Annotated in this window: 14 protein-coding genes; 6 read left to right on the forward strand and 8 right to left on the reverse strand. The window is 59.3% G+C overall.

Annotated features, from left to right (window positions below):
- The first annotated feature begins 7 nt into the window (after positions 1-7).
- The 5 genes from WJU23_RS14440 (at position 8) to WJU23_RS14460 (ending at position 4,612) form a co-directional block, all read left to right on the forward strand.
- Entirely contained in the window at positions 8-832 is an 825-nt protein-coding gene (locus WJU23_RS14440; RefSeq protein WP_346333316.1) for an alpha/beta hydrolase, read from the forward strand.
- 23 nt (positions 833-855) lie between these two features.
- On the forward strand, positions 856-1,602 hold the full coding sequence (locus WJU23_RS14445; RefSeq protein ID WP_346333295.1) for a glucose 1-dehydrogenase: 747 nt from the start codon (positions 856-858) through the stop codon (positions 1,600-1,602).
- A gap of 49 nt (positions 1,603-1,651) precedes the next feature.
- Positions 1,652-2,164 carry a hypothetical protein gene (locus WJU23_RS14450; RefSeq protein ID WP_346333296.1) on the forward strand — a complete coding sequence of 171 codons (513 nt, stop codon included), beginning with the start codon at positions 1,652-1,654 and terminating at the stop codon, positions 2,162-2,164.
- Between the two features lie 229 nt (positions 2,165-2,393).
- Complete coding sequence (locus WJU23_RS14455) at positions 2,394-3,803, forward strand: efflux transporter outer membrane subunit (protein WP_346333297.1); 1,410 nt, start codon at positions 2,394-2,396, stop codon at positions 3,801-3,803.
- 194 nt (positions 3,804-3,997) lie between these two features.
- Positions 3,998-4,612, forward strand: coding sequence for an isochorismatase family cysteine hydrolase (locus WJU23_RS14460; RefSeq protein WP_346333298.1), 615 nt, complete (start codon positions 3,998-4,000; stop codon positions 4,610-4,612).
- 12 nt (positions 4,613-4,624) lie between these two features.
- Here WJU23_RS14460 and WJU23_RS14465 read toward each other — a convergent pair whose 3' ends face one another.
- From WJU23_RS14465 to WJU23_RS14495, 7 genes are all read right to left on the reverse strand, one after another.
- Positions 4,625-5,671 carry a 3-deoxy-7-phosphoheptulonate synthase gene (locus tag WJU23_RS14465; RefSeq protein ID WP_346333299.1) on the reverse strand — a complete coding sequence of 349 codons (1,047 nt, stop codon included), beginning with the start codon at positions 5,669-5,671 and terminating at the stop codon, positions 4,625-4,627.
- A gap of 65 nt (positions 5,672-5,736) precedes the next feature.
- Entirely contained in the window at positions 5,737-6,528 is a 792-nt protein-coding gene (locus WJU23_RS14470; protein WP_346333300.1) for an HAD-IIB family hydrolase, read from the reverse strand.
- A 54-nt stretch (positions 6,529-6,582) separates the two neighbouring features.
- Positions 6,583-7,980, reverse strand: coding sequence for a hypothetical protein (locus tag WJU23_RS14475; RefSeq protein WP_346333301.1), 1,398 nt, complete (start codon positions 7,978-7,980; stop codon positions 6,583-6,585).
- Positions 7,981-8,087: 107 nt separating this feature from the next.
- Complete coding sequence (locus WJU23_RS14480; protein WP_346333302.1) at positions 8,088-8,741, reverse strand: thioredoxin family protein; 654 nt, start codon at positions 8,739-8,741, stop codon at positions 8,088-8,090.
- Positions 8,742-8,848: 107 nt separating this feature from the next.
- Positions 8,849-11,119, reverse strand: coding sequence for a secretin N-terminal domain-containing protein (locus tag WJU23_RS14485; RefSeq protein WP_346333303.1), 2,271 nt, complete (start codon positions 11,117-11,119; stop codon positions 8,849-8,851).
- A 158-nt stretch (positions 11,120-11,277) separates the two neighbouring features.
- Positions 11,278-11,841: a DUF4339 domain-containing protein gene (locus WJU23_RS14490; RefSeq protein WP_346333304.1), complete on the reverse strand. Its 564-nt coding sequence runs from the start codon at positions 11,839-11,841 to the stop codon at positions 11,278-11,280.
- A 61-nt stretch (positions 11,842-11,902) separates the two neighbouring features.
- Complete coding sequence (locus WJU23_RS14495; protein ID WP_346333305.1) at positions 11,903-12,874, reverse strand: DUF3500 domain-containing protein; 972 nt, start codon at positions 12,872-12,874, stop codon at positions 11,903-11,905.
- Between the two features lie 96 nt (positions 12,875-12,970).
- On the opposite strand from WJU23_RS14495, the gene WJU23_RS14500 reads away from it, so the two are divergent.
- Complete coding sequence (locus tag WJU23_RS14500) at positions 12,971-13,729, forward strand: VTT domain-containing protein (RefSeq protein ID WP_346333306.1); 759 nt, start codon at positions 12,971-12,973, stop codon at positions 13,727-13,729.
- 74 nt (positions 13,730-13,803) lie between these two features.
- Here WJU23_RS14500 and WJU23_RS14505 read toward each other — a convergent pair.
- Positions 13,804-14,007 (reverse strand): hypothetical protein (locus WJU23_RS14505; RefSeq protein ID WP_346333307.1); only part of this gene is annotated, 204 nt, incomplete at its 5' end.

The raw sequence follows: 14,007 nt of genomic DNA on the forward strand, positions 1-14,007 counted from the left end.
CATCCTCATGAGCAGCATCACCACTCCAGACGGCACGCAGATTTATTATAAAGACTGGGGTTCCGGCCCCGTCGTGGTTTTCAGTCATGGCTGGCCTTTGAGCTCGGATGCCTGGGAATCCCAGATGCTCTTTCTGGCCTCACATGGCTACCGCTGCATCGGCCATGACCGCCGTGGCCATGGCCGCTCCAGCCAGCCCTGGCATGGCAACGAGATGGACACTTATGCGGATGACCTGGCCGCGCTTCTGGACACGCTGGATGTGAAGGAAGCCACTCTCGTCGGCCACTCCACCGGCGGTGGCGAGGTCACCCGTTACATTGGCCGGCATGGCACGGCCCGCGTGGCCAAGGCGGTGCTGGTGGGCGCGGTGCCGCCCGTCATGGTGAAGACAGAGGCCAATCCGGGCGGCCTGCCACTGGAGTTTTTTGACGGCCTGCGCGCAGCCCATCTGGCTGACAGATCACAGCTTTACAAGGACCTGGCCAGCGGCCCCTTCTTTGGCTTTAACCGGCCTGGGGCCAAGGTTTCCCAGGGCATGATTGACTCCTTCTGGATGCAGGGCGTGATGGCCGGGGCCAAGAACACCTATGATTGCATTAAGGCCTTTTCAGAGACCGACTTCACCGAGGACCTGAAGAAGTTCGATGTGCCCACGCTCATCGTGCATGGCGATGACGACCAGATCGTCCCCATCGGTGCGTCCGCGATGATCTCATCGAAGCTCGTGCCCAATGCCATTTTGAAGATCTACCCCGGCGGCTCCCACAGCCTGGGAGACACGAGCAAAGATCAGCTCAACGAAGACCTGCTCGCCTTCCTGCAATCTTAAACGCCTGTCACCTAACAAAAAACATGGATAAAAAACTCGCTGGAAAAGTCGCTGTCGTCACCGGAGCTTCCAAAGGCATTGGAGCCGCCATTGCCAGACGCCTCGCGGCTGAAGGCGCTGCCGTGGTGGTCAACTATGCCTCCAGCAAAAGCGGTGCCGGCAAGGTCGTGGCCGACATCGAAAGCGCAGGCGGAAAGGCGGTCGCGGTCCAGGGAGATGTGGCGAAAAAGGCCGACATTGAGCGCTTGCTGGCTGAAGGGGTGGCCGCTTTTGGAACGATTGACATCCTCGTGAACAACGCCGGCATCTATGAGGGTGAGCCGCTGGGGGAGATCACGGAAGAGAACTTCCACCGGCAGTTCAATCTGAATGTGCTCGGCCTCATCCTCACCACGCAGGAAGCAGTCAAACATTTCGGTCCGGCAGGGGGCAGCATTGTCAATGTTAGCTCCGTGGTCAGCACGCTTTGCCCGGCAGGTACGGCAGCTTACAATGCCACCAAAGCCGCCGTGGACAGCCTGACCCGCACCTTTGCCAAAGAACTCGGTGTCCGGAAAATCCGCATCAATTCTGTCAATCCAGGTCCGATCGAAACCGAAGGCACACATTCTGCCGGCATGGTGGAGCCCTTCCAGGCCTTTGCCGCCATCACGCCGCTGGGGCGCATCGGCCAGCCAGATGACATTGCTCCGGCGGTGGTCTTTCTCGCCTCGCCCGACTCCGGCTGGATCACCGGTGAAACCCTTTATGTGACCGGCGGTCTGCACTGAACGGGCGTCGAAGTTCCACATTCTATAACCTTATCCAAAAACATCATTTATGTTTGGACTCACTTCACTTGGTGCCATCCACACCCTCATCGGCCTGGTGGCCTTGTTCGCCGGCGCCGTGGCCCTGGTCCGTGACCACACCATCACCGCGAATAACAAAACAGGCAGGCTCTATGTCATCACGACCGTGCTGACCTGTCTGACGGGGTTCGGAATTTATGAAAACGGCGGTTTCGGTGCACCCCACGTTTTGGGCATCATCACCCTCGCAGTGCTGTGGCTGGGCTGGGCCGCTGAACATTCAGCCAGCCCAGCGCAGAAGACCCGGATTGTGGCAACGGTCAGCTACTCTGCCACCTTCTTCTTCCACTGGATCCCGACCATCACCGAAGGCGCGACCCGGCTGCCCTTGGGTGCACCCCTTGTCGCGGAGCGCGAAGGACCCGAAATTCAGGCGGCGGTAGGTGTGGCGTTTGTGCTGTTTGTCATTGGAACGACCATGCAGGTTATGGCCATTCGCCGCCGGGCTGCTGCACCTGGTTTTGAGGTTCTGTCCTCCTAAAGGGAGATGGTCCCATCCAGGGATGGAGACCGTACGGGCCGCCCGCAGTGAGGAGGAGACAAAAAAGACAAGGGAAAGACAGGCACTTGGCAGCACCCCATTTCGGGGCATGGTGGGCACAATCCTATTGAGCTTGCTGCGGGCGACTCCTTTTTAGTGGTGATTCGGCAGCTTCGCAGTCGTATGACTCCTGCCAAAGTCCCGAAATTCCCCCCAGCATTCTTAGCCCATGCCCCGTCTCTGCTTACTTCCGGTTCTCTTCCTCGCTTCCTGTGCCGTGGGGCCCAATTTTATCTCCCCGGAGGGGACCACGCAGGGGCGGTTCCGCTCCAGTGCCTCGGGCACGCTGGCGGCTCCGCCGGATGAGGGGGCGCTACAGGCCTGGTGGCAGCGGTTTGGGGATCCCAAGCTGAATGACCTCATCGGGCAGACGATCACGAACAACCAGGATGTGAAAGCGGCGGTCGCCAATATCAAGGCGGCGCGGGCGGAGCGGAATTTTGCCACGTTTGACTTCGGCCCGGTGGTGACAAGTGAGTCGAGCTACGTGAACAGACGGGCCACGGGCTTTAACTTGCCTTCGATTTTGCCCCGGGACCTGGAGACTTATAACACGGGTTTCGATGCGACCTGGGAGCTGGATCTGTTCGGCCGGGTGCGGCGGAATGTGGAGGCGGCTTCGGCAGACCTGGCGGCGGCGGAAGCAGTTCGCGACGATCTGCTGGTATCGGTGACTGCGGAGACGGCGCTCACTTATATGCAACTGCGCGGGCTGCAAAACCAGCTGGATGTGGCCCGGCGCAATGCGGAGAACCAGCGTGCGACATTGGACCTGACGACCAAACTGCTGGAAGGCGGGCGGGGAACGGATCTGGACACCTCGCGGGCGCGGGCGCAGCTCAGCACGACTCTGGCGACCCTGCCCCCGCTGGAAGGCGCGGTGGACAAGGCTTTCCATCGGCTGGCGGTGCTGACGGGACAGACCCCAGATGCCCTGCGCGGACGGCTGAAACTGGCTCCGCTGCCCTCCCGCCTGCCGTCCATCCGGCTGGGGGATCCCGCCTCCCTGCTGCGCCGACGACCGGACATCCGGGCTTCTGAGCGGCAGCTGGCGGCGGCGACGGCGCGCATTGGCGTGGCCACGGCGGATCTTTTTCCCCGTATCACGCTCAATGGCAATGCCGGCCTGACGGCGGGCAGCTTTACCGGGCTGGGCGAAAACGGGGCGGACAGCTTCAGCTTTGGACCTAACATCAGCTGGGCCTTCCTGGACACTCCACGACGCCTGCAACTGGTGAAAGCTGCGGGGGCTCGGACGGAGGCAAGGCTGGCCACCTATCAGCAGACCGTGCTGCTGGCGCTGGAGGATGTGGAAAACGCCATCACCGATTACGGGCGTGAACAGACCCGGCGCAACCACCTTGCCGATGCCGTGGAAAGCAGCGCCAAGGCGGCCTCTCTGGCCCGCCAGCGGTTTGATCAAGGTGCAGCCGGTTTCCTGGAAGTGCTGGATTCTGAGCGGGTGAAGCTGCAGGCAGAAGTCGCCCTGGCTGAAAGCCAGACACGCACCGCCACGAACCTGATCGCCGTGTTCAAGGCGCTCGGCGGCGGGTGGGATGCGCAGGGCCGCGCCAAGTAAGCGACGAATCTGTCACTTTGTAGCGGCAGGTGCAATACATCCGGCTTCGCGCTGATCCGCGATAGCTTGGTATGAAAACGATTTTGCGAGAGGAAGGACTTTATCTGCTACTGCTCACCTTTTTGATGCCTCGCAGCCGGGTGCCGGATGTGAAACCTACGGAGGCACATCATTCACCAGCCACAGCATGAAACATGGCCCGAGCCGCCAATGCCAGCCTGCACGGGAGCGCGCCTGACAAGTCTCCGCAGGTGCTGCTGCTGATTGACGTCATCAATGCCATGGACTTTCCCCGGGGAAAGCATCTGCTGAGGCATGCACTGCCCTCAGCGCGGAAGATGGCGGCGTTAAAGAAAAGGGCGCGCGAGGCAGGGGTGCCGGTCATCTATGTGAACGACAATTTTGGCCGGTGGCAGTCGGATTTTAAAGCCCACGTCACCCATTGCCTGGAGGCGGATGTGCCAGGCGGCCCGGTGGTGCAGCAGCTCCTGCCAGATGAAGAGGACTACTTCGTATTGAAGCCGAAGCACTCTGGGTTCTATTCCACGTCCCTGGAAATCCTGCTCAAGTATCTTGAAGCCACCACCCTCATCCTGGCCGGCTTCGCAGGAAACCTGTGTGTTCTTTATACGGCCAACGATGCCTATATGCGGGACTATGAGCTCATTGTGCCGCGTGACTGCGTGGCTTCCGAGACCAAGCAGGCCAATGACCACGCCCTGGCGCAAATGCAGAAGCATCTGCGCGCGGACATCCGCACGTCGTCACGGATTATTCTGGGCAAGTCGGCGAAGCCGACGGGCAAATGATCCTGAGCACTATCAGACCCCCAGCAAGGCATGCGCTTCCCTGAGCGCTTTCTCCGTGGCCTCCCAGTCCATGCAGGCATCGGTGATGGACTGGCCACGGGTCAGCTCATTCAGAGGCCGGGGGAATTTTTGGTTCCCACCCACCAGGTTGCTTTCCAGCATGGCTCCGATGATGGATTCCTCGCCGGCGGCGCGCTGGCGTACGATCTCGCGGAAGACCTGCGGCATCTTTTGATGGTCCTTGGCGCAGTTGCCGTGGCTGGCATCAATCATGATGGAAGGCTTCAGTTTGGCAGCCTCCAGCGCAGCCTTGGTTTCGGCGACGTCATCGGCTCCGTAGTTGGGTCCGTCCTCCCCGCCGCGCAGGATGATGTGGCAGTCCGGGTTGCCGCTGGTGGTCACCGCAGAGGCGACTCCATCTTCGCTCACGCCCAGAAAGGTCTGGGACTGGATGGCGGCCTTGATGGCATTCACCGCCGGCGTGATGTGGCCAAAGGTACCGTTTTTAAAACCCAGCGGCATGGACAGGCCGGAGGCCATCTGCCGGTGCGTCTGGGATTCCGTGGTGCGGGCACCGACGGCGCTCCAGCAAATGAGGTCGGCGATGTATTGCGGGGTGATGGGGTCCAGCAGCTCGGTGGCGGTGGCGATGCCCAGCTCTAACACATCCCGCAGGATGCGGCGGGCGAGCCGCAGGCCGTCCGGGATGTTGCAGGTGCCGTCCAGGTCCGGATCCATGATGAGGCCCTTCCAGCCGACGGTCGTGCGCGGTTTTTCAAAATACACCCGCATGACAATGCACAGGCGGTCTTTCAGTTCGCGGGAGAGCGCGGCCAGCTTGGCGGCGTATTCCAGCCCGGCTTCCGGGTCGTGGATGGAGCAGGGGCCCACGATGACGAGAAAACGTTTGTCATCGCCGAACAAAATGTTGCGAATTTCTGTGCGTGCCTGGTTCACAAACGCCGCCTGCACCTCCGAAGGGGGCAGTTCTGCCACGAGATCACGTGGGGCGGGCAGGGGGATGTTGGAGGCGATGTGGACGTTGGCAGTTGGATTCATGAAAGGGGAGTTGAAGGGGAGGGGAGAGTGACGGATCCTTTGCCGGATCGTTTGTTAGCTGGCAATCAAGCCTGTGCACCGCCGAAGAAGTGGCTGAGCGCCTCGATCATGCCTTCACTGGCCGTGCGGCTGGCAATGAATCCGCCATGGTTTTGCACATGGGTTTTAACCGCAGGCAGGCCGTTGCCAGGGGTGGCGATCATGCGTGCGTGGCGGGGGTTCAGCATGGAGAGATCGTTGAGATTGTCCCCGGCGGCGAAGCAGTGGCTGGCATTCAGTCCCAGCAGCCGGGCCAGCTCGCTCAGCGCGGTGCCTTTGCTGTAGCCGCTGTGGGCAAAGCGCAGGTAGATGCCGTTGCGGTTGTAGCCGATGTCCGGGAATTTTTTCACATGGGTGTCAATGAAGGAGCAGATGACGTCCATCTCCTCATCCGTGCTTCCGACGATGCCCAGCTCCCCGTATTCGCCCATGAGAAACTGCGCCTGCGTCTGCGTCTCCACCATTTCACGGATGGTGTTCAAAGAGGGCTGATGGTCTTTGACGAAGCGCGTGTGGGCTTTGCGGGCCTGTTTGTTCCAGGGGCCAAAGTCCGTCCATTTGCTGAACAGGCCTGGTTTGTGAATGTCACACTCCATGGCGATGATGTAGTCCGGCTCCATGAAGATGCCGTACTGGGCCAGCCCTTGCAGGGTCTGCGGCAGGCTACGGCCGGTATTGATGACCCAGGCGGCCCCCTGGTTGCGCAGGTGCTGGATCATCTGCCCCAGCCGGGGATGGAAAACCGGATCGCTCTCAGGATGCACCAGGGTGCCATCGAAGTCGAAGGAGAGGATGAACGTGGGCTTGCGGGCAGGCATGGGGGGCGGAGAAGAAAGGACTTCACCCTGGCAGGGGGAGAGTCAAGCCACGCTTCAGGCGGTCACAAAGGCGGAATACCAAAATTGTAGCAGGGTCATCGCCAGCAGCAGCCACAGCACGGTCTGGTAACCGCGCTCCAGCAGCCGGCTGGCACCCCGCCTTTGCGCGCGCCGGAGAACACTCTCACAGCCCCACAGCAGGCTCAGCGTCAGCGGGCCCGTCAGGGCATGCAGGTAATTGGCAGGCAGCACCGCAATGTCCCAGGCGGCGATGACTCCATAGGCCAGTGTGGCCAGGATCAAAAACAGCACTGTCGGCACGGTCTCCGGGTGCAGGCGCTCCCAGGCATGGCAGGCCTTCGGCGTGGCAAAGCGGCAGGTCAGGGTAAACGCGGCCATCAATACGAGCAGGATAGAGACCACCTCCCCCCCCCGCCCATGCAGCCTGCTTGTGAGTGTGGCCATTCCGGCGAGCAGCCGTTGCCGGATCTCCTGCGGGGTGTGGCTGTGAAAATAATTTTGGGCCGTGAGCCTTTCCAGCGCCGGAACGCTTTCCAGGCTGGCTTTGTCCGGGTGGGCTTCGATCCAGGCCAGTGCTTCTTCACGGGCATCCAGCCAGCGGATTTGGTCACTGTAGTGGAAGGCAGGATCTCCAAACTGGAGATGCGCCTGCGAAAGCCGTGGTCCTGCGATGAATCCTGCGCCTGTCACAAGCAGCAGCAGGCCAAAAACATGGTTACGCCGCACCCATAGCGTGGTGCCCTCATGCGGGCACCAATGGGCGACCACCCAGCCCCAGACCGCCCGCAGCGTGCTGACGATGACAAACACTGCCACCAACGGCAGGATGCGCGGCACGGAGAGGTAGGCCAGTGCGCCAAAGATGCCGATAAGGCCATAAACCCACAGGGAATTCCGCTGCAGCGCATACAGGCAGGACAGCCAGGTCAGCAGGAAAAACAGATGAAACAATGTGCCACCCGAATATACCGCCACTGTGCCCAGCAGCCCGTGAAAGCCCGTCACCGCCACCACCAGCAGGGCGGATGGCAGGCGGAAATGACGTCCGCAGACCAGGCCCATCATGACCAGGCAGCCCAGAGTCAGCCCGACGCGGAACCAGGCCAGCTTGAAAAAGGAGCCGGGAAGATCATTTTCATCCAGCATCCATGCCGCCACCCAGGGCCATAAAGGCTGCACCAGGCCATCGGTACGATGCGGCGCCAGTTTTTTTAGCGGCTCAGAAAAACTGCGGGTGAACTCGGGCCTCAGGTCCTTCTGCGTGGCCAGTGTCAGATCCACATGGCGATTTTCCACCAGGCTCAGCTCCCTGTCCGCCGACAGCCTGATGTGCTGGTCAGCCAGATAAACATACCCCCAGGCCATGGCCCCCATGAGCAGGACAAAAAGAATCCGCCTTAGCCAGGGATGTGGGGAAGGTGCGGCGGCCATGCAGTAAGTGTCCTTTATGACACGCAGCGGCGGCGGGATGCAAAAAGAAATCGTTCGTTGCGTGACTGACTGCTTCGGAAGCCGCTAGGCGACCGGCCCTGCCGGACTCAGCGCAGCTTTGCAGAGAGTTTTTCGATGTACTCCTCCGGCGTGTCTCCGCCGTAACCGCCAAAGGTGGCGATCTCCCGCCCGTCTTTGACCAGCTTTACCGTGGGATATCCGCCAAAGGGAAAATCCGTTTTCAATTTTGCATTCTGCTCTTTCAGGGACTTGGACTGGGCTGCGCGCGGGAAATCGGCCTTCATCAGCACCACATTTTCATTGGCAAATTTTTGGAAGGCTCTGTCTTCAAAAACATTGTCCTTAAGCCTCACGCAATAGCCACACCAGTCGGACCCTGTCATCAGCAGAAGGATGGGCAACCCTGTCTGCTCAGATTCCTGTTTGGCCTTTTCCCAGTCTTCCGTCCACTTCGCACGACGGCTGGCCAGCCGGGCTTTTTTCTCGGCTTCCTGTTTCTCCTGATGCGCGGTGGCGACGAATTCGCGATCGGTCTCGGACAGCTTGTTGAGTTCCAAAGTAAAAATCTGTCCGCTGGCCAGGCGCACCTTGGTCCCGGTGACTTCACCTGCCGCATCCACGACGGCTTCCACAAAAGTGGCGCTGACAGTCTTGCCCTCCGTATTTGTCCAATCACGCGGGGCGGCTGAGAGGGATGCAGTCCAGACTGCACCGGCCAGAAGCAGGAAAAAGAATCTCATAACTTGGTGTGTTTAAAGTTGTACGCTTAAGAATACCGTCCAGCCAGCAACCGTCAACACCCGGATTACCATGCGCGTTCGGAACCGTGTGAATGCCCTGCGCCCACTTATTTGCCATATGGCTGGGCTTTGGGGATGTCTTTCACCGGCAGGCCAAAACGGATCGTCTCCTCCATGATGCGTGAGCGCTGGGCTTCCAGATGATTTGGGCTGTCGAGCTGCGCCGTGGAGTTAATGATCTTCGGCTGGATGAAAATCAGCAGTTCATCACGTGAAGTCGTTTTTTCCGTGGTGCCGAAGAGGTGTTTTAAAACAGGTACCCGGCGCAGGAAGATGCCGCCGCGTTCCGTGGTCCCGGTCCGCTCGGTGATGAGCCCGCCCAACACCACGGTGGCACCGTCGCGCACGGTCACCGTGGTCAACAGCTCTTGGGTGCCAATGGTGGGCACCGTGTTTCCAGAGATGTTCTGCTCCCCGACGATGTTGTCATTCACCTGGGCGATGCGCAGCGTCACTTCGTTGTCATTGTTGATCAGCGGCACGACCTCCAGCTTCAGTACAACATCCCGGTATTCAATGCTGGAACTGGTGGCGGCGATGTTGTTGATGCCTGCATTGGACAGGACATTCACGGGCACGGCGATGCGCTGGCCGCTGGAGATGACGGCCTTGCCATTGTTGGTGGTGTAAAGGCTGGGGGTGGAGAGCACCTTGAAGTCCCGGTTGCCTTCCAGCAGGTTGATGTAGCGGCTAAGGGAGCCAAGCTGGCCATAAAAGCTCATGGAGCCGGTGCCAAATTTTTCCATGTTAAACGGAATGTCCAGCGCCCCGGCGATGCCCGTCGTTCCACCCGGGGTGGTGACGTCCTTCTGCCGCAGTGTGAAGTCATCCAGCATGTTCAGGAAATCGAACCCGTAGTTGAAATCGCCGCCCAGGTTGAGCTGGCCGATGATAGTGCTGATGTACACCTGCTGGGGCCGCACATCCATTTCCTGAATGAGCTGGTCAATCACAGCAATGTGCTCCGGCGATCCACTGACCACTAGGCTGTTGGACTGCGGATCGGCAATCAGCAGCGTTTTCCCGACGATGAGGGATTCTGGCGCGGAAATGGCATCCGGGTCATCCAGCAGGCTGCGCTGGCTTCGGTCGTTCTGGCCGCCACCGTTGAATCCGAAGCCGCCTTGGAAGTTCTGGCCAAAGCTGTTGTTGTTCTCATTGGCCGAGTCGCGGGCATCCGTCGAAGGCGTGTTGGAACTGGGGCTGGGGCGTCGGCTGCTGCTGCGGCGGCGTCCGCTGCCTGAGGCGGAATCGGCGCCTTCGTTCTGGATGTCCGTGTCCTTGGCCAGTGCGTTGTAGGCCACGGGCAGGAAGTCGCCCACGTCCAGATAGGCCAGCTTACGTTTCAGGAAGGTCACATCTCCGCCCTGCTGGTCCAGTTTTTCCACCAGACCGCGAATATAGGTAATGTCCACCGGCCGGGCGATGACCAGCAGGCTGTTCGTGCGGCGGTGCGGAATCACCTTTACCCTGGCGACACTGGGATTCGTATTGGCCGTATTGGCGATGCCCATGGGATTCGCCACGGGCAGGCGTGTGCCATTGGCGGCCACGGTCGGCGGGGCAGGGGTGGACTGTGTCGCGGCAGATTCGGTCTTTTCCTCCTCTGCGTAGATTTCACTGATGATTTCCGCAATGCTTTCCGCATCGCTGCGCTCCAGCTTGATCATTTCATTGGCGATCTCAGCTGGCGGCACATCAATCACCTGGGCGATCTCGTAAATGCTGCGGATGGTAGTGCTATTTTCCGTGATGATCAGCGCTGCGGCATTCTTCATTGGCATGATGGCACCGTAGCTGTGCAGCTTGATGACCTGCTGGAAGGCCTTGGAAGCTTCCTCTGGAGAGATGTGCTGCAGCGGCATCACAAAGTGGCAAAGCTCCTCATTGTCCGGCAGGTCGCGGATAGAATTATAGACCCGCAGCCCTTCCGGTGTCGGGCTTTTACCGCCGCTGTGGTGGATGAGTTTCACGGTTTTGTCATCCACCGGGATGATGGCGTAGCCGTTCAACAGCAGGGTGGCCTCAATGAAAGCCACCGCCTCCCGGCGAGTAAGTGGCTCAGGCGCGATGATGCGCAGCGGCTCCCCCTGCAGAGCGGAATCGAGGATGATCTTTTTTCCCGTGATCTGGGTATAAAAAGGAATGATCGCCTGGACTGGCGAGCTGGGAAAATTGACCCGGATGGTCGCAGTGTCGTCCAGACTCGGGCTTTGCTGGGCACGGCTGCTGGCCAGGGCCAATGCCCCAAATGCGAGCGCGATCAGCAGCCTTTTCGAAGCATACCGGGGTGAAAGATGGGAGGGTAACGCAGGCATAAGAAAGCCAAAACCACAGAAACTATATTTTCCATAGACATAAAGGCAATGAAATTGTTCGGATTTATTAAAAATCAAAGTCAGAGGGAGCTTCGATACGCCAGACGTCCTGGTCAGCCACTCCGCAGATACCTCCTGGACCTGCTTGCGCCCTGGCGTTATTTGATCAAGCCGTCCATTCCTTCCGCCAGGCTTGAAAAAACCTCACGCATAAAGGGTGCAGTTTCACGCCAGGCCAGCCAAACCAGGCCCACCCATATGAAGCTGTTGATCACAAGCATGGCTGTGACCAGCGGATCACACCATCGCGGCCAGTGCTTGAGGTAGCCCTTGTCGTCTTTTTGGGGGGAATAGACCAGACCTTGATAAACCGCTGAAGCACCTCTCCAGAGGGCCGGCGGAAAAAACAGGAATCCCAGCAGCAAGCGGCTCAAGACCCTGCCGGACCGCTGGCTTTGCGGCACCCTTTGATAGTCTCGATAACGCGCTGTACGTCGGCGGGTGGTGATATTACGTGAGGTCGCCGGGTTTGCCCCGTCGAGTTGCAGTTCCGCGAGCTGATGCAGCGGCGTCCAATCCGTGGCACCTTCACGGCGCACAAGATCACTGTCCCTCACGGACCCATAGGCGATGTAGCCATGGAGGTCATCCAGGGAGCAGGGGCCAACGGTCTTTTGACCTTTGGAGATGTAATAGTTCGCTTCCAAAACGGGAGTTGGCATTGCGTGGCGGTACGTTCGCTAGCAACTCCCGCGCCTGTCAAGGGGCGTAAACAGAGATTTGTCAGACTTTCTCTTTGATGTGGGCCCAGCAGTGGACATGCGGATCACCCCGGAAATACCAGATCATGGACGGTCCTTCGATCTGCCACACGTCCCAGACGCCGTCTTTGCCCACATCCTGGTTCTGATAATACGCCATGTGCAGATGGTCAAAACCGGCGGCCTCAATGTATTTCAGGGATTCTTGCGCATCCTCTTTTCTGAACGGGGCCAGCAAATCACCAATGACCTGCCTCACCAGGCCTTTTTGATCGGCGCTCAGTTCTGTCATCGGGATACCGTCCAGCCCCTTCTTCTTGCCCGTCAGCTTCACCGTCTTGCTGCCAGTTTCATCCCGGCTGTCGCTCAGCAGGGCCAGCTTCCGTTGTTTTCCGTCCAGCGCCTGGAAGACTTCATTCGCCCGTTTTGCCTGAAACCAGTAGGCATTGCCGGCATGGTCCGGCTTTTCATAAAAGCCCTTGGCCGCATGACCATAAAAGATGGGTCCGCCAAAGGCTGTACCCGCCTCGCTATCACCATCGCAGCGGCGTGTGCAATGCCGGCCGGTGAGCACAAATTCAAACTGCCCGTTCCCCGGCTGGCCGAAAAGGGCGATGGAGGAGCTGGCAAATCCGCCGTCACTTTTGTTATCCTGGTCGAACTGCCGCCACACTTCCTTTTTATATTCCTCACTGTGCAGGCCGTCGAAGATCTGCCGTACCAGGTCCTGCTGATCTGCATCCAGCACATCCCGCAGTTTTTGTGGCGTGATGTGCCAGTTGTTGTCCACCTTCAGCCGGCGGGGGTCATCCCAGCCAAAGCATAACAACTTTTGCTGAGGCTCCTTCAGGCTGCTGTAGAGCTGATGCACCAGTGTTTCAGACCGTGGCATGCCAGCCGCTGCTTGCAGGGCAGGGGCTGCGAGGATTCCTGAAGCCAGCGCCTGACTGCTGCGCTGAAGAAACTGGCGGCGTGAAAAGGTGGGCGTGTTCATGGCGGTCCCTTTAAAACGCAGCAGATGCTCCGGCCTTGAGAGAAAGATGCACATTCGATGTTGAGAAGCCTCTCACCCGGCGCTGATTGGCCGCGAATGAACGGACCGGAACACGAAGCAGCCTCCACAACTCAGGCACCCCGCAACAGCGAAGCCGCAGACAAGGCCGCAGAAGACGCCCTGCTCGAATTGGAGACAGGACGCTCCATGAAACATGAAAACAAACGTGTCTTCATTCTCGTGGCCGTCGTCGGCCTGTTCATGGTGCTGGCGCATTTCACTCCGTTGAAAGCCTGGATCACCAACGTCCAGGCGTGGAAAGGTTTTGTGGATGAACTGGGCTGGATCGCCCACGCCTCCTTTATACTTGCCTGTGCAGGCGGGGTGATGATCGGCCTTCCGCGCCTGCCCCTTTGCGCCATGGCCGGACTCATCTTTGGCTTTGTCGAAGGCATGGCCCTGTCCCTGGTCGGGTCCGTCTGCGGGTCTTATGGCGCCTTTTTGATGACCCGTGCAGGTGCCCGCCGCGCCGTGCTGGCACGGGCAGAGCGCTGGCCCTGGCTGAAGAAGATGCTGGAAAAACCCTCCTGGCTGAAAGTCTTCTGGGTCCGCCAGATGATGCTCCCCGGGCTCGTACTCAATGTCCTGTTAGGCGTCACCGAGGTTGCCCACTCCACCTTTCTCGTCGGCACCGCCACGGGCTATCTGCCGCTGAACATCGCCTTCTCCCTGGTAGGCAGCGGACTGGGGAAGGGTTCCCTGGCCCAGTCGCTGACCCAGTTGCTAGGCGCACTGGCCGTCGTCAACCTTGTGGGCTGGCTGGTCTGGAAGATGGCACGCAGCCAGAAGGCCTGATATTCAATGTTCGTTAGGCGAAGAGGCGACTTTTTGAAAACTTTGTGGTTAGAATGAGACTTTGAGGGGTCAATTCAGAAAACCGATACCAAAACTGCCCAATTTTGGTCAAAAACGGGGTCGGAAACCTCAAAGGACGAAAAAAACTTCGAAAAAAGAGCAGAAAGGAGTTGCACGCGGTCTGGGACTGGCCATACTGCCAATCCGCCACCGAAACAGGAGCGGCTGACAAAAACGAAGCGAGCAACGAAGTTGTTCACTAAGTTGGAAATCAGAAA

It is taken from the genome of Prosthecobacter sp. SYSU 5D2 (assembly GCF_039655865.1).
Taxonomy (GTDB): Bacteria; Verrucomicrobiota; Verrucomicrobiia; order Verrucomicrobiales; family Verrucomicrobiaceae; genus Prosthecobacter.

Excerpts from the sequence above, each read along its gene's own strand:
- WJU23_RS14445 (WP_346333295.1), top strand. The coding sequence starts at position 856 with ATGGATAAAAAACTCGCTGGAAAAGTCGCTGTCGTCACCGGAGCTTCC.
- WJU23_RS14440 (WP_346333316.1), top strand. The coding sequence starts at position 8 with ATGAGCAGCATCACCACTCCAGACGGCACGCAGATTTATTATAAAGAC.
- WJU23_RS14480 (WP_346333302.1), bottom strand. The coding sequence starts at position 8,741 with ATGAGATTCTTTTTCCTGCTTCTGGCCGGTGCAGTCTGGACTGCATCC.
- WJU23_RS14450 (WP_346333296.1), top strand. The coding sequence starts at position 1,652 with ATGTTTGGACTCACTTCACTTGGTGCCATCCACACCCTCATCGGCCTG.
- WJU23_RS14470 (WP_346333300.1), bottom strand. The coding sequence starts at position 6,528 with ATGCCTGCCCGCAAGCCCACGTTCATCCTCTCCTTCGACTTCGATGGC.
- WJU23_RS14465 (WP_346333299.1), bottom strand. The coding sequence starts at position 5,671 with ATGAATCCAACTGCCAACGTCCACATCGCCTCCAACATCCCCCTGCCC.
- WJU23_RS14500 (WP_346333306.1), top strand. The coding sequence starts at position 12,971 with ATGAACGGACCGGAACACGAAGCAGCCTCCACAACTCAGGCACCCCGC.
- WJU23_RS14475 (WP_346333301.1), bottom strand. The coding sequence starts at position 7,980 with ATGGCCGCCGCACCTTCCCCACATCCCTGGCTAAGGCGGATTCTTTTT.
- WJU23_RS14455 (WP_346333297.1), top strand. The coding sequence starts at position 2,394 with ATGCCCCGTCTCTGCTTACTTCCGGTTCTCTTCCTCGCTTCCTGTGCC.
- WJU23_RS14495 (WP_346333305.1), bottom strand. The coding sequence starts at position 12,874 with ATGAACACGCCCACCTTTTCACGCCGCCAGTTTCTTCAGCGCAGCAGT.
- WJU23_RS14485 (WP_346333303.1), bottom strand. The coding sequence starts at position 11,119 with ATGCCTGCGTTACCCTCCCATCTTTCACCCCGGTATGCTTCGAAAAGG.
- WJU23_RS14460 (WP_346333298.1), top strand. The coding sequence starts at position 3,998 with ATGGCCCGAGCCGCCAATGCCAGCCTGCACGGGAGCGCGCCTGACAAG.
- WJU23_RS14490 (WP_346333304.1), bottom strand. The coding sequence starts at position 11,841 with ATGCCAACTCCCGTTTTGGAAGCGAACTATTACATCTCCAAAGGTCAA.